Raw genomic sequence first — 17,432 nt, 5'->3', positions numbered from 1 at the left:
AATCTGGCGTTGACTTTTGGCACGCTGTTGAGTTCTCAAGGAACGGACGCTTCCTTCGTACTCACCCTCTCGGGCTTTCCTCCGGGCGCTTCCCTTCGGCATTTCGTGTTCCCGACTCTATCAGACTCTTTCGTGTCCGATTCCCCGTCGAATTGGGGTCCGCTTTCAGGTATTCGCTTTCGCGTTTCCCTTTCGGCGTGGCCCGACTTTATCAGAGATTCTGAAGCCGGATTCCCGCCCCGATCGGGTCTCCCGTGCGGCACACGAGTGTGCCGGGTTCCCGTTCAGGCGGAGACATAAACCTACTGGAGCGGGGCGCCTCGATGCAAATCGAGGCGCCCCGCTCCGGGTGTACGACCTGTGAGCGTCAGACCTCGACGACCACGGGCAGGATCATCGGACGCCTGCGGTAGGTGTCCGAGACCCACTTGCCGACCGAGCGGCGGATCAACTGCTGGAGCTGGTGGGGCTCGACGACGCCGTCCTGGGCGGACCGGTTCAGCGCTTCCTCGATCTTCGAGACCACCGGGGTGAACGCCGAGTCGTCGATGCCGGAACCGCGCGCCTGGATGTGCGGACCGCTGGTGATCTTGCCGCTGCTGGAGTCCACCACCACGTACACCGAGATGATGCCCTCGTCGCCGAGGATGCGGCGGTCCTTCAGGGAGGACTCCGTCACGTCGCCGACCGAGAGGCCGTCGACGTAGACGTATCCCGCCTGGACCTTGCCGACGATGCGCGCGGTGCCGTCGACCAGGTCGACGACCACGCCGTCCTCGGCGATGACGATGTGGTTCTTCGGGACGCCGGTGAGCGCTCCGAGCTCCGCGTTCGCCCGCAGGTGGCGCCATTCGCCGTGGACCGGCATCAGGTTCTTCGGCTTGCAGATGTTGTAGAAGTACAACAGCTCGCCGGCCGAGGCGTGGCCCGAGACATGGACCTTGGCGTTGCCCTTGTGGACGACGTTGGCGCCCCAGCGGGTCAGGCCGTTGATGACGCGGTAGACCGCGTTCTCGTTGCCCGGGATGAGCGACGACGCCAGGATCACGGTGTCGCCCTGGACGATCCGGATCTGGTGGTCGCGGTTGGCCATGCGGGACAGCGCGGCCATCGGCTCGCCCTGCGAACCGGTGCAGACCAGTACGACCTCGTCGTCCGGCAGGTCGTCCAGCGTCTTGACGTCGACGACGAGGCCGGCCGGGACCTTCAGGTAGCCGAGGTCGCGCGCGATGCCCATGTTGCGGACCATGGAGCGGCCGACGAAGGCGACCCGGCGGCCGTACTCGTGGGCCGCGTCCAGGATCTGCTGGATGCGGTGCACGTGGCTGGCGAAGCTGGCCACGATGATGCGCTTGTCGGCGTTCGCGAAGACGGTGCGCAGGACGTTGGAGATGTCCCGCTCCGGCGGCACGAACCCGGGGACCTCGGCGTTCGTCGAGTCGGAGAGGAGGAGGTCGATGCCCTCCTCGCTCAGCCGGGCGAAGGCGTGCAGGTCGGTGAGGCGGCCGTCCAGCGGGAGCTGGTCCATCTTGAAGTCGCCGGTGGCGACGGCCATGCCCGCGGGGGTGCGGATGGCGACCGCGAGGGCGTCCGGGATGGAGTGGTTGACCGCGACGAACTCGCAGTCGAAGGGGCCCAGGCGCTCGCGGTCGCCCTCGGCGACCTCCAGCGTGTACGGGCGGATGCGGTGCTCCTGGAGCTTGGCCTCGATCAGGGCGAGGGTCAGCTTGGAGCCGATCAGCGGGATGTCCGGCTTCTCGCGAAGCAGGTACGGCACGCCGCCGATGTGGTCCTCGTGGCCGTGCGTCAGGACGATGCCCTCGATGTCGTCGAGGCGGTCCCGGATCGAGCTGAAGTCCGGCAGGATCAGGTCGATGCCGGGCTGCTCCTCTTCGGGGAAGAGGACGCCGCAGTCGACGATGAGCAGGCGGCCGCCGAACTCGAAGACGGTCATGTTCCGGCCGATTTCGCCGAGACCGCCGAGCGGTGTGACGCGCAGGCCGTTCTTGGGAAGCTTCGGCGGGGTGCCGAGTTCAGGATGCGGATGACTCAAAAGACTCTCCTCACCACACGCGCCACGTACCTGTAGGGCACGTGGCGCGTATGTCATTCGTGCACTTGCTGTTGTGTATGGGTTTTCGCGCGTTTGTCTGGCGCGTATTCAGTTGTGAAGTCTGTGTTAGAGCTGTACCCCACCGGCTGCCAGATCGAGCGCCAGCTGGCTGGATTCTTCCGCCGTGAGCTCGACCAGGGGCAGGCGCAGCGGCCCGGCGGGGAGGCCCTTGAGGGCCAGGGCCGCCTTGGTCGTGATGACTCCCTGGGTGCGGAACATGCCCGTGTAGACGGGGAGCAGCTGCTGGTGGATCTCGGTGGCCTTGCGTACCTCACCGGCGAGGTAGGCGTCCAGGAGGGCGCGCAGCTCGGGGGTGACGAGGTGGCCGACCACGGAGACGAAGCCGCAGGCGCCGACCGAGAGCAGCGGCAGGTTGAGCATGTCGTCGCCGGAGTACCAGGCGAGGCCGGAGCGGGCGATGGCCCAGCTGGCGCGGCCGAGGTCGCCCTTGGCGTCCTTGTTGGCGACGATCCGGGGGTGCTCGGCGAGCCGGACGAGGGTCTCGGTGTCGATCGGGACGCCGCTGCGGCCGGGGATGTCGTACAGCATCACGGGAAGCTCGGTGGCATCGGCGATGGCCGAGAAGTGCCGGAACAGGCCCTCTTGTGGGGGCTTGTTGTAGTACGGCGTCACGGCGAGCAGGCCGTGTGCGCCGGAGCGTTCGGCCGTACGGGCGAGTTCGAGGGTGTGGTGCGTGTCGTTGGTGCCGATTCCGGCCACGACGTGGGCCCGGTCTCCGACGGCCTCCAGTACGGCCCGTACGAGCTGGTCTTTCTCCGCGTCGCTGGTGGTCGGGGACTCGCCGGTGGTGCCGTTGACGATCAGTCCGTCGTTGCCTGCGTCGACCAGATGGGCCGCCAGTCGCTGGGCGCCGTCGAGGTCGAGTGCGCCGTCCGCCGTGAAGGGCGTGATCATGGCGGTGAGGACCCGCCCGAAGGGGGTCTGCGGAGTGGAGATCGGAGCCATGGGTAACACGCTACTCGCTGCTCAGCGCCGGGTGCCCCCTCGGGGGCCGGTGGCTGAGGGAGCCCGGCACTGCCTGCTCGGGGGTTCAAGCAGTGCCGGGTCCGTTTGATCAGCCTAGATGAACTTCACGAAACGCCGCAATACGGACACTTTGCGCGGCCTATCCGCACATCTGTGCCGGTATGGGCGCGGCGCTCGGTCGGCCGGTGCGGTTACGGGGCCACCCTGCCGTTGGTGTTGAAGGCCGCGTAGGTGAGCGGCATCAGGCGGGCCCACTCCTGTTCCATCTTCTCGCCGACCATCTCGATCTCCCGCTGCGGGAAGGACGGGACCTTCGCCAGCTCGTGCTGGGTGCGCAGGCCGAGGAAGTGCATCAGCGAACGCGCGTTGCACGTCGCGTACATCGAGGAGAAGAGCCCGACCGGGAGCGTGGCGCGGGCGACTTCGCGGGCGACGCCGGCCGCCAGCATCTCCTGGTACGCCTCGTAGGAGCGGCGGTAGGAGTCCTCCATGACGCGGGAGGTCAGCTCCTGCTGCTCCGCCGAGCCGTCGACGAACTCGTACTTGCCGGGGCGGCCCTGCTGGACCAGCTTGCGGTCGGTGCCCGGGACGTAGAAGACCGGCTGGAGCTCCCTGTACCGGCCCGACTCCTCGTTGTACGACCAGCCGACCCGGTGCCGCATGAACTCGCGGAAGACGAAGATCGGGGCGCTGATGAAGAAGGTCATCGAGTTGTGCTCGAAGGGGCTGCCGTGCCGGTCCCGCATCAGGTAGTTGATGAGGCCCTTGGAGCGCTCGGGGTCCTTCTGGAGCTCCTCCAGGGACTGCTCGCCCGCCGTGGAGACACGGGCTGCCCACAGCACGTCCGAGTCGGATGCCGAGTGCTTCACGAGCTCGACGGTGACGTCGCTGCGGAAGCTGGGCTTGAGGTCTGGGGCGGGGGTGTCGGTCACCGGCGGGTCCTTCCAAATTGCGTCGCTCGGGCGGCGCCCACTCTACGGCCCGGCACTGACAACTCCCTCTCTGACGGGTCGTCACCACATTCTTCGGCCAATTCGGGGAATTCGGGCACCAATCGGCACTGCTGTGCGTCTGTACCAGTAAGCAGCAGCCAGTTCGACAGCCACTTGAGTTTCCGAGGAGATGTGCCCCCATGTTCCGCCGGCGTGAGCCCGTTCCGTTCGCATTCGTCGCCGAGGCCGACCGCTACCGCAGCAATGTCGAGCCGCCGCCTCGCGAGCGTGCGAGCGCAGGTCAGCTCGTCGGGCGGACGCTGGTCGGGCTCACCGTCATAGCCGGGCTCACCGGTGCGCTGCTCTTCGGGCTGCCCGCGATGGAGAGCCCGCAGTCCCCCGCGCACAGCCAGCAGTCCGAGGCCTCCAACGGCCGCTGACCGGGGCCAAACGCGCCGACGCGCGCCCGGACCCCCGGATGTGGCCGCGCGGTGACCTCCTGGGTAGCCTCACCCCGCACAGCCCAATCGAGCGTGCTTGTGAGTGAGGATCAGTCGTGCCCCTGCCCTTCCTGACGGCCGACCGCGCCATCGACGCATCCGGTGAGTACTCCGACGAGGTCGCGCTGCCCTTCGACGACCACGATCGCTGGCGGCGGCCCTACCGGCCGGGCCCCTGGCGGGTCGGGGCCGCGGCCGTGCTGCTGCTCCTCGCCTCGTTCGTGCTGCTCGCCGCCGTGATCATCGCCGCCGCCGGGGAACCGACGGGCGCGGTCGTCGTCCTGTTCATCGCCGTGCTCGTGATCGCCTCGTCGCTGCGGCTGCTGCGGATCGGCGTCTGGGTCAGCCGGGCCGGGCTGCGGCGGGTCGCGTTCTTCACCACCACCACGGTCGCGTGGCCGCGGATCCGCGGCGTACGCACGGTGCAGCAGCCGGTGCGCTGGCTCGGGCTGCCGCGGACCGTGCAGGGGCAGGCCCTGATCGCCGAACCGCAGGGCGGCGAGGCGCTGCCGGCGCTGCTCACCGACCACAGCGCGGACTTCCTGGGGCGCGGCGATGCCTTCGGCCGGGCCGCGGACCTGGTGGAGGCCTGGGGCGACGAGTACCGCCGCGGCTGATCCTCTGCCGCGTCAGGCCCCGGCGGGCTTGTTCTCGTGCAGAGCGATCGCGCGCTGCATCGCCTTGCGGGCCCGCGGGGTGTCGCGGGCGTCCTGGTAGGCGATGGCGAGGCGGAACCAGCAGCGCCAGTCGTTCGGCGCGTCCTCCGTCTCCTCCTTGCGGCGGGCGAAGACGGCGTCGGCCGAGTCGCGGTCGATGCGGCCGCCCGCGGTGCGGACCAACTCGTCGACGGGCAGGCCGCCTTCGGCGTCCAGCTCCGCCGCCAGCTTGTTGGCCTTGGTCACGAAGCGGGTGTTCGCCCACAGGAACCAGATGCCGATCAACGGCAGGACCAGCACGGCCACGCCCATGGTGACGGTGATCCAGGTGCCCTGTTCGAGGAGGAGCACGCCGCGGCTGCCGGCCAGGACAAAGTAGAAGACCAGGACGGCGGCCGTGACGAGATAGGTGATTTTTGCGCGCATGAGGCCGACGGTGCCGCTCAGTTGAGGTCGAGGAAGTGTTCCAGGCCGAAGGTGAGGCCCGGAGTGGTCACCACGCGGCGAGCGCCGAGCAGGATGCCCGGCATGAAGCTGCTGTGGTGCAGGGAGTCGTGGCGCACGGTCAGGGTCTCGCCCTCCGCGCCGAGCAGCACTTCCTGGTGGGCCAGGAGTCCGCGCAGCCTGATGGCGTGCACCGGGATGCCGTCCACGTCGGCGCCGCGGGCGCCGTCGAGCGCCGTGGTCGTGGCGTCCGGCGCGGGGCCGACCCCCGCCTCTGCGCGGGCCGCCGCGATCAGCTGGGCGGTGCGCGTCGCGGTGCCGGAGGGGGCGTCGACCTTGTTGGGGTGGTGCAGCTCGACGACCTCGACCGACTCGAAGTACGGGGCCGCGAGCTGCGCGAACTTCATGGTCAGGACGGCGCCGATGGAGAAGTTCGGGGCGATGAGCACGCCGGTCTCCGGGGAGGCGGAGAGCCAGCCGTTCAGCTGTGCGAGGCGGTCCTCGGTCCAGCCCGTGGTGCCGACGACGGCGTGGATTCCGTGGCGTACACAGAATTCCAGGTTGTCCATCACCGAGGCGGGGGTGCTCAGTTCGACCGCGACCTGGGCGCCCGTCTCGGTGAGCGTCTCCAGCTTGTCGCCGCGGCCCAGGGCCGCGACCAGCTCCATGTCCTCGGCGGCCTCCACGGCTCGTACCGCTTCGGAGCCGATCCGGCCCTTGGCACCGAGGACCGCCACGCGCAGCTTGCTCATTCGCTTGATTCCTTAGGGGTTACGAGACCGCTTCGTGGAGGCGATCGGCCTGCTTGTCCTTCAGCGGGCCGATGACGGACAGCGAGGGACGCTGCCCCAGGACATCACGTGCCACCTCGCGGACGTCGTCCGGGGTGACCTCGGCTATCCGGGTCAGCATGTCGTCGACGGACATCTGCTCGCCCCAGCACAGCTCGCTCTTGCCGATGCGGTTCATCAGCGCGCCGGTGTCCTCAAGACCCAGGACCGTGGAGCCGGAGAGCTGGCCCACCGCGCGGCCGATCTCGTCGTCCGAGAGTCCCTCGTTCGCGACCCGGTCCAGTTCGTCCCGGCAGATCTTCAGGACGTCGTGGACCTGGCTCGGGCGGCAGCCCGCGTACACCCCGAACAGGCCGCAGTCGGCGAAGCCCGAGGTGTACGAGTACACGCTGTAGGCCAGGCCGCGCTTCTCGCGGACCTCCTGGAACAGCCGGGACGACATGCCGCCGCCCAGTGCCGTGTTCAGGACGCCCAGCGCCCAGCGGCGCTCGTCGGTGCGGGCCAGGCCCGGCATGCCGAGGACCACGTGGGCCTGTTCCGTGCGGCGGTTCAGCAGTTCCATCCGGCCGGCGGCCTTCAGGGTGCGGGCTCCGCTGCGCGGGGTGAGGGGAACGGCGTCCGTGCGGGACAGCGCGCCGGCCTTCTCGAAAGCCTTGCGGACCTGGCGTACGACGGTGGCGTGATCCACGTTTCCGGCGGCCGCGACGACCAGGTGGCGCGGGTCGTAGTGCTTCTTGTAGAAGCGCGAGATCTGCGCCTGGGTCAGGGAGTTGATCGTGTCCACGGTGCCCAGGACCGGGCGGCCGAGGGGGGTGTCGCCGAGCATGGTGTGCGCGAACAGGTCGTGCACGCAGTCGCCCGGGTCATCCTCGGTCATCGCGATCTCTTCGAGGATCACGCCGCGCTCGGCGTCGACGTCCTCGGCGAGGATCAGCGAGTCCGTCAGCATGTCGCACACGACGTCGATCGCCAGCGGCAGATCGGTGTCGAGCACCCGCGCGTAGTAGCAGGTGTACTCCTTCGCCGTGAAGGCGTTCATCTCCCCGCCGACCGCGTCGAGCGCCGAGGAGATGTCGAGGGCACTGCGCTTCTTGGTGCCCTTGAAGAGGAGGTGCTCCAGGTAGTGCGTCGCGCCGTTCAGCGTCGGCGTCTCGTCGCGCGAACCCACCTGGACCCAGATGCCGAAGGTCGCGGACCGTACGGAGGGAAGGGTTTCGGTGACGACCCTGAGGCCGCCGGGGAGGGTCGTACGGCGGACGGTGCCGATGCCGTTCTGACCCTTCAGAAGCGTTTGGGTACGGGCGACGGCCCGCCCCTCGGAAGAGGGGCGGGCCGTCGTCGCGGAACTACGGGACGTCACTTGGCAGCGTCGTCCTTCTCGGCGTCGTCGGCGCCTTCGCCCTCGATCACGGGGATCAGGGAGAGCTTGCCGCGGGAGTCGATCTCGGCGATCTCGACCTGGACCTTGGAGCCCACGGCCAGGACGTCCTCGACGTTCTCCACCCGCTTGCCGCCGGCGAGCTTACGGATCTGCGAGATGTGCAGCAGACCGTCCTTGCCCGGGAGCAGCGACACGAACGCGCCGAAGGTCGTCGTCTTCACGACGGTGCCCAGGTAGCGCTCGCCGACCTCCGGCATGGTCGGGTTGGCGATGCCGTTGATCGTGGCGCGGGCGGCCTCGGCGGCCGGGCCGTCGGCGGCACCGATGTAGATGGTGCCGTCGTCCTCGATCGTGATCTCGGCGCCGGTGTCCTCCTGGATCTGGTTGATCATCTTGCCCTTGGGGCCGATGACCTCACCGATCTTGTCCACGGGGATCTTGACGGTGATGATCCGCGGGGCGTTGGGGGACATCTCGTCCGGCGTGTCGATCGCTTCCATCATCACGTCGAGGATGTGGAGGCGGGCGTCGCGGGCCTGCTTGAGGGCGGCGGCCAGGACGGAGGCCGGGATGCCGTCGAGCTTGGTGTCGAGCTGGAGCGCGGTGACGAACTCCTTCGTACCGGCGACCTTGAAGTCCATGTCGCCGAACGCGTCCTCGGCACCGAGGATGTCGGTGAGGGCGACGTAGTGCGTCTTGCCCTCGATCTCCTGGGAGATCAGACCCATGGCGATACCGGCGACGGGGGCCTTGAGCGGCACACCGGCGTTCAGGAGCGACATGGTCGAGGCGCAGACCGAGCCCATGGACGTCGAGCCGTTGGAGCCGAGGGCCTCGGACACCTGACGGATCGCGTAGGGGAACTCCTCGCGCGTCGGAAGGACCGGCACGATGGCGCGCTCGGCGAGCGCGCCGTGGCCGATCTCGCGGCGCTTGGGCGAGCCCACGCGGCCGGTCTCGCCGACCGAGTACGGCGGGAAGTTGTAGTTGTGCATGTAGCGCTTGCGGGTCACCGGGGAAAGGGTGTCCAGCTGCTGCTCCATGCGGAGCATATTGAGGGTGGTGACGCCCAGGATCTGGGTCTCGCCACGCTCGAACAGCGCCGAGCCGTGCACGCGCGGGATCGCCTCGACCTCGGCGGCCAGCGTGCGGATGTCCGTGATGCCACGGCCGTCGATGCGGACCTTGTCCGTGATGACGCGCTCGCGGACCAGCTTCTTGGTCAGCGCGCGGTACGCGGCGGAGATCTCCTTCTCGCGGCCCTCGAACTGCGGGAGCAGCTTCTCGGCGGCCAGACCCTTGACGCGGTCCAGCTCGGCCTCGCGGTCCTGCTTGCCGGCGATCGTCAGCGCCTGGGCGAGCTCGCCCTTGACGGCGGCGGTGAGCGCCTCCAGGACGTCGTCCTGGTAGTCGAGGAAGATCGGGAACTCGCCGGTCGGCTTGGCAGCCTTGGCGGCCAGGTCGGACTGGGCCTTGCAGAGCACCTTGATGAAGGGCTTCGCGGCGTCCAGACCGGAGGCGACGACCTCCTCGGTCGGCGCCTCGGCGCCGCCCTTGACCAGCTGGATGGTCTTCTCGGTGGCCTCGGCCTCGACCATCATGATCGCGACGTCGCCGTCCTCCAGGACGCGGCCGGCGACCACCATGTCGAAGACGGCGTCCTCAAGCTCGGTGTGCGTCGGGAACGCGACCCACTGGCCGTTGATCAGCGCGACGCGGACGCCGCCGATCGGGCCGGAGAAGGGCAGGCCGGCCAGCTGGGTGGACGCGGACGCGGCGTTGATCGCGACGACGTCGTACAGGTGGTCGGGGTTGAGCGCCATGATCGTCGCGACGACCTGGATCTCGTTGCGCAGGCCCTTCTTGAAGGACGGGCGCAGCGGGCGGTCGATGAGACGGCAGGTGAGGATCGCGTCCTCGGAGGGCCGGCCCTCGCGGCGGAAGAAGGAGCCGGGGATCTTGCCGGCCGCGTACATCCGCTCCTCGACGTCCACCGTGAGGGGGAAGAAGTCGAGCTGGTCCTTGGGGTTCTTGGACGCGGACGTGGCCGACAGGACCATCGTGTCGTCGTCCAGGTACGCCACGGCGGAGCCGGCGGCCTGCTTGGCCAGGCGGCCCGTCTCGAAGCGGATGGTGCGGGTGCCGAAGGAGCCGTTGTCGATGACGGCCTCGGCGTAGTGGGTCTCGTTCTCCACTAGCGTTTTCTCCATTTGCTTGTCGTCTTTTCGTCCCCGGGCCCGTGTGGCGCGGGGACGGTGGGGTGACGGCGGAGAAGCGCTCCTGAGGGCGGGCCGGTCTTCGATCGAAGCACCCGGTCTTCCTTGCGTTCCGGGGGCCACTACCGAGGACCGGCGGCGGGGAGGAGGGCTTCTGCTCGCTCGTCGCGGTGAAGCGTCTTGGGTGGAGCTTGTTCGGTGAAGCTTGTTCTGTTGTGCGTACCAGACTACTGAGCGTTCGGTACGTCTCGCATGTACAGCAAAGGGAGCGGCCCCCTAATAGGTGGGAACCGCTCCCTCGACAGCATGCTTACTTGGCGCCGCCGGCCGCACCGCGGCGGATGCCCAGGCGGTCGACCAGCGTACGGAAGCGCTGGATGTCCTTCTTGGCCAGGTACTGCAGAAGGCGGCGGCGCTGGCCGACGAGGATCAGCAGACCACGACGGGAGTGGTGGTCGTGCTTGTGGGTCTTGAGGTGCTCCGTCAGGTCCGAGATGCGGCGGGAGAGCATGGCGACCTGAACCTCGGGGGAGCCGGTGTCGCCCTCCTTCTGGCCGAACTCGGACATGATCTGCTTCTTCGTAGCGGCGTCGAGCGGCACGCTTACTCCTCAGTGTTGTTCGATGCGCCCACGAGTGCCCCAGGTCTTGATCTCTGGGGAGCTTCCGTGACTCGGAGGCGAAGGTCCGATGAGCGCAGCTTCCAGATGATCCGGAAACGCGTACACAAACGGCCGTCACACAGCGTACCAGTACCCCGGGTGGCGGTTGACCCGCGGTGAGCGCGCGCAGGTCAGCTGGTCAGGGCCCGGGCGCGGGCGTACACGTCGAAGACGGCCAGGGTCAGCGGCAGCAGCGTGAGCAGGACGAATCCCTCGGCGATCTCCAGGAAGCGGCCCCAGAACGGGGTGACGCCCCGGTTCGGCACGATCAGCGCGATCGCGGTGACCAGGGCGCCGGCCGCGGCGATCGCGGCGACCAGCCACAGGGTGCGGATGTCCAGGGCCGCGGTGTCGCCCTTGAGGGCGTCCGCCATCAGGCCGCGCGGCGCGTTGATGCACAGGCCGAGGCCGAGCAGGACGAGCGCGCCGAGGCCCGCGGTCAGGGTGGCGGCCACCTGGGCGGTGTAACGGAAGAGGTGGGCGCGCATCAGCATGGCGACGCCGGTGGCCAGGGCGAGCAGGCGGCCCCAGTGGTTGTCGCTGAAGCCGAGTACCGCCGAGCCCGCGACGGCGAGCAGGGCGCAGCCGCCGACGAGGCCGACGAGCAGTTCGTGGCCGCGCCGGGCCTGGGCGGCGATGCGCTCGGCGTCGACGGGCTGCGGGGCCACGTCCTCGCCGAGGTCGCGCTGGGCGGAGTGCGGCGCGTCGAAGCCGATGGGCAGCCGCGCGAAGCGCATGGAGAGCCCGGGCAGGAAGGCGAGCGCGCCGACGGCGAGCTGGGTGCAGACCGCGGCGGTCTCGGTGGGCTTCATGCCGGTCAGGATCGAGACGAACACGACGAGCGCGCCCACCGCGGAGGCCAGCACGAAGGCGACGAAGGGCCCGTCGCCGCGCGGCGAGAGCAGGGTGAGCACCAACGAGGCGATCAGGACCGCGGCGCAGGCGAGCAGCATCTGGAGCCGGCCGATGCCGTGGTGGGCGGCGAGCGGGAGCAGCCCGGAGCCGGCCACCGCGATGTTGGGCAGGGAGCCGAGGCCGAGGGCGACGGCGGAGAGCTGGTCGTCGTAGATCCGGGCGCGTACGGCCGCGAGGGTGAGCAGGAGCACACCGGCGACGGCGGCGAGGATGCCGGGCAGGCCGTGCATGTCGTGCCGCGGGGCGCCGGTCCAGGCCGCGAAGGCGAGCAGCGCGGGCAGCACGCCGCCGCCGATGAGGCCGGCGGCGCGGGTCAGCTCGGTGTTCCACAGGGTGCGGTCCTGGGTGACCGCGGAGGCGACGGCCTCGGACACGTCGTCGAAGACGGCGGGGGGCAGCGACTCGGAGAACGGGCGCAGGCTGAGCAGCTCGCCGTCGAGGATCGACTGGGCGGCGAACGAGCGGGCGCTGTCGAGGACGGTGCCGTCGCGGCGCACCAGCGAGTAGCCGACGGGGGCGCCCTCCTGCGGGCTCTGCTGCGCGAGCCGAAGGATCTCGGGGTAGATGTCGGCGACCGGGATGTCGTCGGGCAGCGCCACGTCGATGCGGCCGTCCGGCGCGACGATCGTCACCCGACAGAAGCCGAGGCCCGCCCCGGTTGTCTGGCCGGGCCGGTTCGGCTCGGCGGCCGTCGTCGCGGTGGTCGTCGTGCTCACCCTCGGCTCCCCCTTCGCTGGCTTCACCGGTCGCGCTCGCGGTTCCCGGTGCCGGGCCGTCCGCCGTCGCGTCAATTGCCCGGTTTTCTTCGCTCTGTTCGCGGGTGCTTACGCGAACAGACGGCACCCTATCGCCAGCCGATCACATCGGATGTCAGTAGGATCCCACCGCGGTCGGCGTTCGCCGGACACGGGGCGGCGGGCTGAACTTCTTCGACCGCCAAGAGAATTGGTGCGTTGTGAGCCACATCATCGTCAAGCGCCCACCGCGGGCCCTGCCGTCCGAGGTGCCCACGGAGGAGGTCGTTCTCCAGCCTCCGCCGGAGCTGCCACGCGGACAGCAGGAGGGTGCGCTGATGCAACTCCTGCCCATGCTGGGCATGGGCGGCTCCGTGGTGTTCTTCTTCATGCCGAATTCGCAGCCGTTCATGAAGGTCATGGGCATGGTGATGGTCGCCTCGACCGTGGCCATGTCGGTGGCGATGATCGTGCGCTACCGCAAGGGCTCCCAGGGTCAGTTGGCGGACCTGCGCCGCGACTACCTGCGCTATCTCGGCCAGACCCGGCGCTCGGCCGCCGAGGCCGCGCACAAGCAGCGCGACGCGCAGTACTACCTGCACCCCTCCCCCGAGCAGCTGTGGGCGCTGGTCGCCGAGGGCAGCCGGGTCTGGGAACGCCGGGCGGGCGACGAGGACTTCGGGCAGGTGCGCATCGGGCTCGGCCCGCAGGCGCTCGCCACCGCGCTGGTGCCTCCGCAGACCGCGCCGGTCGACCAGCTGGAGCCGCTGACGGCGGGCGCCATGCAGCGTTTTCTGGCCACCCACCAGACGGTGGAGGACCTACCGATGGCGGTCTCGCTGCGCGCCTTCTACCACTTGACGGTCAGCGGGGAGCCGCAGACGGTACGCGCCTCGGCGCGCGCCCTGACCGCCTCGCTGGCCTCCCTGCACTCCCCGGAGGACCTGGTGATCGCGGTCGCCGCGTCCCCGTCCGCATCGGCGCACTGGGAGTGGACGAAGTGGCTGCCGCACACCCAGGCTCCCGGCCTCAGTGACGGCGCGGGTAGCCGGCGCCTGATCAGCCGCAGCGCGGCCGAACTCGAAGAGCTGCTCGCCGCCCGCCTCACCGGCCGGCCGCGCTTCCACCCGGAGGGCGCGCCGCTGCCGGAGGAGCCGCACATCGTCGTCGTGCTCGACGGCGTTTCGCCGCCCCCGATGTCGGTCCTCGCCTCCGCCGAGGGCCTGCAGGGCGTCACGGTCGTCGAGGTCGTACCGGGTGAACTCACCGGCGCCCGGGGCGACTTGGCGGTTGTCGTGCACCCGCGCACGCTGCGCCTGGAGTCGGGTCACGGCCTCGTGTACGAGGGCACGCCCGACCTCATGTCCTACGAGTCCGCCGACGCGCTGGCGCGTCAGCTGGCCCCGCTGCGCATGGCTTCCGGTGGCGACGACGACGAACCACTGCTCGCCAACCTAGAGTTCACCGATCTGCTGAGCCTGGGCGACGCGGACTCGGTGGACACCGCCCGCACCTGGCGGCCGCGCTCCGCCTCCGAGCGGCTGCGGGTGCCGATCGGGGTCGGCGAGGACGGCCGGCCCGTCATGCTCGACCTGAAGGAGGCGGCGCAGGACGGCATGGGCCCGCACGGCCTGTGCGTCGGCGCGACCGGATCGGGCAAGTCGGAGCTCCTTCGCACCCTGGTGCTCGGCCTCGCCGTCACCCACTCCTCGGAGACCCTGAACTTCGTCCTCGCCGACTTCAAGGGCGGCGCGACCTTCGCGGGCATGGCGCAGATGCCGCACGTCGCGGCCGTCATCACCAACCTGGCCGACGACCTCACCCTGGTCGACCGCATGGGCGACTCGATCCGCGGCGAGCTCAACCGCCGCCAGGAGATGCTGCGCGACGCGGGCAACTACGCCAACATCCACGACTACGAGCGGGCCCGGCTCGCCGGCGCCCCGCTCCAGCCCGTTCCCTCGCTCGTCCTGGTCATCGACGAGTTCAGCGAACTGCTCACCGCCAAGCCCGATTTCATCGAGATGTTCGTGCAGATCGGCCGCATCGGCCGGTCCCTCGGCGTGCACCTGCTGCTCGCCTCGCAGCGCCTGGAGGAGGGCCGGCTGCGCGGTCTGGAGACCTATCTCTCCTACCGGATCGGTCTGCGCACGTTCTCCGCCGCCGAGTCGCGCGCGGCCCTCGGCGTCCCCGACGCCTACCACCTGCCGAGCGTCCCGGGCTCCGGCTACCTCAAGTTCGGCACCGACGAGATGACCCGTTTCAAGGCGGCGTACGTCTCCGGCGTGTACCGCACGGGCGCCGACCGGTCCGCCGCGCTCGGCGGTCCCGTGCCCGTCGACCGGCGCCCCGTGCTGTTCACCGCGGCCGAAGTGCCGGTGACGTACGCCCCGCAGACCGTGCCGGGGCCCCGCGCCGAAACCGGGCCGCGCACCGACGACGCGCTCGCCGACACGGTGCTCGACGTGATCGTGCGCCGCCTCGAAGCGCGCGGCCCGGCCGCCCACCAGGTGTGGCTGCCGCCCCTCGACAGCCCGCCGGCGCTGGACTCGCTGCTGCCCGGCCTCGCGCCGGTGCAGGGTCGCGGGCTCACCCAGCCCGACTACGAGGGCGCGGGGCGCCTGGTCGTGCCGCTCGGCCTCGTCGACAAGCCGTACGAGCAGCGCCGCGATCCCCTGTGGTGCGACTTCTCGGGCGCGGCCGGCCATCTGCAGATCCTGGGCGGCCCGCAGTCCGGCAAGTCGACGCTGGTGCGCACGCTGCTCGCGTCGTTCGCGCTCACCCACACCCCGCAGGAAGTCCAGTTCTACGGGCTCGACTTCGGCGGTGGCGGCATGGCCGCGGTCGCCGGCCTCCCGCACGTCGGCGGCGTCGCCTCGCGCCTGGACCCGGAGCGGGTGCGCCGTACGGTCGCCGAGGTGTACGGCGTGCTGACCCGCCGCGAGGAGTACTTCCGCTCGGCGGGCATCGCCTCGATCGCCGACTTCCGGGCCCGCCGGGCACGCGGCACCATCTCGGTCGCCGACCAGCCGTGGGGCGACGTGTTCCTCGTCATCGACGGCTGGGGCAACTTCCGTACCGAGTACGAGGGTCTTGAGCAGGTCGTCCTGGACATCGCGGCGCGCGGCCTCGGCTACGGCATCCACCTGGTGCTGACCGCGTCGCGCTCCATGGAGGTCCGGGCCAACCTCAAGGACCACCTCATGAACCGCCTGGAGCTCCGGCTCGGCGACACCATGGACTCCGAGTTCGACCGCAAGGTCGCCGCCAACGTCCCCGTCGGCGTGCCCGGCCGCGGCCAGTCACCGCAGAAGATGCACTTCATGGCGGCCGTGCCGCGCATCGACGGCCTCCAGTCCGACACCGACCTCGCCGAGGCGACGGCCGCCCTGGCCACCGAGGTCTCCCGGCACTGGACGGCGCCGGGGGCGCCAGCGGTCCGCCTGTTGCCGCGCGAACTCCCGGCGGCCCAACTCCCGCCCGGCTACGCCTCGCCCGACCGCGGCATCGCCTTCGCGCTCGACGAGAACAACCTGGAGCCGGTGTTCGTCGACTTCGAGCAGGACCCGTTCTTCCTCATCTTCGGCGAGGGCGAGTCCGGCAAGTCGAACCTGCTGCGCCTCCTGATCACCCAGCTCACGCAGCGGTACGAGGGCGACGCCTGCAAGCTGTTCGTGGTGGACAACAGGCGCGCCCTGCTGGATGTGACCCCGGCCTCGCACCTGGCCGAGTACATCCCGATGTCGAACGCCATGGACCACCACATGGACGCCCTGGCCGACCTGATGCAGCGCCGCGCACCCAGCGCGGACGTGACCGCGCAGCAGCTACGGGACCGCAGCTGGTGGCGCGGCCCCACGGTGTACGTGGTGGTCGACGACTACGACCTGGTGTCGACGTCGAGCGGCAACCCGCTGGGCAAGCTCACCGAGCTCCTGCCGTTCGCCCGCGACGTAGGCGTCCGCTTCATCATCGCCCGCTCCACGGCGGGCGCGGGCCGCGCCTCGTACGAGCCGTTCATCCAGCGCATGAAGGAACTGGGCGCCCAAGGCGTGGTCCTCGCCGGCGACCCCTCCGAGGGCGACATCCTGGCGGGCGTCCGCCCCCGCCCGATGCCGACGGGCCGCGGCACGTTCGTCTCCCGCAAGCGTGGGAAGCCGCTGGTGCAGACGGGGTTGATGGAGTAGGAGCCGCGTGGAGGGGGCGCCCGTGTCGAACTGGGCGCCCCCTCCTTCGTACCCGTGAATCCTCCCCGGCCCGCCGTGCGCGTCGGGTGGCGGCAAGTAGGCTGAGCGGACAGCTGGTTGGTGTACGTATGGCTGCGCTTGGCACGTCCGGGTCGGCACGTCTGGAAGGAATCGCTCCGTCATGGCTGAGGAACAGGACAGGGAACTCCAGGAGCGCAAGGAGCGCGAGAAGAACGAGCTGTACGCCCTCGACATCTCGGGGGCCGAGTGGCACAGCGCGCCGGGCACGTCCGAGGACGAGGAGCGCGTCGAGATCGCCTATCTGCCGGCCGGCGCGGTGGCCATGCGGTCCTCCGTGGACCCCGACACCGTGCTGCGGTACACCGAGGCGGAGTGGCAGGCGTTCGTACTGGGCGCGCGGGACGGGGAGTTCGACCTGGAGCCGTCGGTGCGCAACGGCGGCATCGAGGCGCCGTAGTCACCGCTCGCGGACACAGAAACGCAGAACGGGGTGGGCGCCTCCCGCGCGCGCCCACCCCGTCCGCCGTCGCCCGGCACTCCCTAATGGAAGTAACCGGCCGCCTTGTGGTCCCCGGCCCGGTAGGTCGGGCCGGCCTCGGCTACGGCCTGGGCGATCTGCATCAGAGCGGTGTGGACATTGTGGCCCGTGTTGTCCCAGTCGCGCTGCTTGGTGGCGTACGCCTCGTGGGCCTCGCCCTCCCAGCTTTTGGCGGCCCGGGCAACCAGGAGCTTGATCTCATCGAGGTCGGCCTGAAGCTTGTCGGCCTGATTCTTGATGTCCCCGGCCGCGAGTTCGAGGCTGCCGTACTTTACTCCGAGGACATCGCCGCTGTTGTCGGGCATGGCTTCCCCAATCTCTGTGGTGAATAAGGTTCTTGTGGACTGACGCCGCGC

General features: G+C 70.0%; 14 protein-coding genes. 4 read left to right on the top strand and 10 right to left on the bottom strand.

Annotated elements, in window-relative coordinates:
* Window positions 1-367: 367 nt before the first annotated feature.
* The 3 genes from ADK54_RS30505 to thyX all read right to left on the bottom strand — a co-directional run bounded on the left by ADK54_RS30505 (window position 368) and on the right by thyX (window position 4,032).
* Window positions 368-2,053, bottom strand: a complete 1,686-nt coding sequence (locus tag ADK54_RS30505) for a ribonuclease J (protein ID WP_053728982.1) — start codon at window positions 2,051-2,053, stop codon at window positions 368-370.
* A gap of 126 nt (window positions 2,054-2,179) precedes the next feature.
* Window positions 2,180-3,079, bottom strand: coding sequence for a 4-hydroxy-tetrahydrodipicolinate synthase (gene dapA / locus ADK54_RS30500; protein WP_053728981.1), 900 nt, complete (start codon window positions 3,077-3,079; stop codon window positions 2,180-2,182).
* A 212-nt stretch (window positions 3,080-3,291) separates the two neighbouring features.
* Window positions 3,292-4,032: an FAD-dependent thymidylate synthase gene (thyX, locus tag ADK54_RS30495; protein WP_053728980.1), complete on the bottom strand. Its 741-nt coding sequence runs from the start codon at window positions 4,030-4,032 to the stop codon at window positions 3,292-3,294.
* A 200-nt stretch (window positions 4,033-4,232) separates the two neighbouring features.
* Here thyX and ADK54_RS30490 point away from each other — a divergent pair, with 200 nt between their 5' ends.
* Entirely contained in the window at window positions 4,233-4,472 is a 240-nt protein-coding gene (locus tag ADK54_RS30490) for a hypothetical protein (RefSeq protein ID WP_053728979.1), read from the top strand.
* 116 nt (window positions 4,473-4,588) lie between these two features.
* Window positions 4,589-5,149, top strand: a complete 561-nt coding sequence (locus tag ADK54_RS30485) for a hypothetical protein (RefSeq protein ID WP_053728978.1) — start codon at window positions 4,589-4,591, stop codon at window positions 5,147-5,149.
* 12 nt (window positions 5,150-5,161) lie between these two features.
* On the opposite strand, the gene ADK54_RS30480 is transcribed toward ADK54_RS30485, so the two are convergent.
* From ADK54_RS30480 to eccD, 6 genes are all read right to left on the bottom strand, one after another.
* Window positions 5,162-5,614: a tetratricopeptide repeat protein gene (locus ADK54_RS30480; protein WP_053728977.1), complete on the bottom strand. Its 453-nt coding sequence runs from the start codon at window positions 5,612-5,614 to the stop codon at window positions 5,162-5,164.
* Between the two features lie 17 nt (window positions 5,615-5,631).
* A complete protein-coding gene (gene dapB, locus ADK54_RS30475) occupies window positions 5,632-6,384 on the bottom strand; it encodes a 4-hydroxy-tetrahydrodipicolinate reductase (RefSeq protein ID WP_053728976.1) in 753 nt (250 codons plus the stop codon).
* Window positions 6,385-6,403: 19 nt separating this feature from the next.
* Window positions 6,404-7,783 (bottom strand): M16 family metallopeptidase, encoded by a 1,380-nt coding sequence (locus ADK54_RS30470; RefSeq protein ID WP_053728975.1) that lies wholly within the window; start codon window positions 7,781-7,783, stop codon window positions 6,404-6,406.
* Window positions 7,780-9,999 carry a polyribonucleotide nucleotidyltransferase gene (locus ADK54_RS30465; protein ID WP_053728974.1) on the bottom strand — a complete coding sequence of 740 codons (2,220 nt, stop codon included), beginning with the start codon at window positions 9,997-9,999 and terminating at the stop codon, window positions 7,780-7,782. The genes ADK54_RS30470 and ADK54_RS30465 overlap by 4 nt, the downstream gene beginning before the upstream one ends.
* A 331-nt stretch (window positions 10,000-10,330) precedes the next feature.
* Window positions 10,331-10,621 carry a 30S ribosomal protein S15 gene (gene rpsO, locus ADK54_RS30460; protein WP_053728973.1) on the bottom strand — a complete coding sequence of 97 codons (291 nt, stop codon included), beginning with the start codon at window positions 10,619-10,621 and terminating at the stop codon, window positions 10,331-10,333.
* A 191-nt stretch (window positions 10,622-10,812) separates the two neighbouring features.
* Window positions 10,813-12,312, bottom strand: coding sequence for a type VII secretion integral membrane protein EccD (gene eccD, locus ADK54_RS30455; protein WP_053728972.1), 1,500 nt, complete (start codon window positions 12,310-12,312; stop codon window positions 10,813-10,815).
* Between the two features lie 239 nt (window positions 12,313-12,551).
* Between eccD and eccCa the strand changes: the two genes are divergently transcribed.
* Window positions 12,552-16,517, top strand: a complete 3,966-nt coding sequence (eccCa, locus tag ADK54_RS30450; protein WP_053728971.1) for a type VII secretion protein EccCa — start codon at window positions 12,552-12,554, stop codon at window positions 16,515-16,517.
* Between the two features lie 181 nt (window positions 16,518-16,698).
* Window positions 16,699-16,995, top strand: coding sequence for a DUF397 domain-containing protein (locus tag ADK54_RS30445; RefSeq protein WP_053728970.1), 297 nt, complete (start codon window positions 16,699-16,701; stop codon window positions 16,993-16,995).
* Between the two features lie 83 nt (window positions 16,996-17,078).
* On the opposite strand, the gene ADK54_RS30440 is transcribed toward ADK54_RS30445, so the two are convergent.
* Window positions 17,079-17,381 carry a WXG100 family type VII secretion target gene (locus ADK54_RS30440; RefSeq protein ID WP_053728969.1) on the bottom strand — a complete coding sequence of 101 codons (303 nt, stop codon included), beginning with the start codon at window positions 17,379-17,381 and terminating at the stop codon, window positions 17,079-17,081.
* Window positions 17,382-17,432 lie beyond the last annotated feature (51 nt).

This window comes from Streptomyces sp. WM6378 (genome assembly GCF_001279695.1).
Taxonomy (GTDB): Bacteria; Actinomycetota; Actinomycetes; order Streptomycetales; family Streptomycetaceae; genus Streptomyces.
The sequence above is the reverse complement of the archived record's forward strand: the minus strand, read 5'-3'. Positions and strand labels throughout refer to the sequence as shown.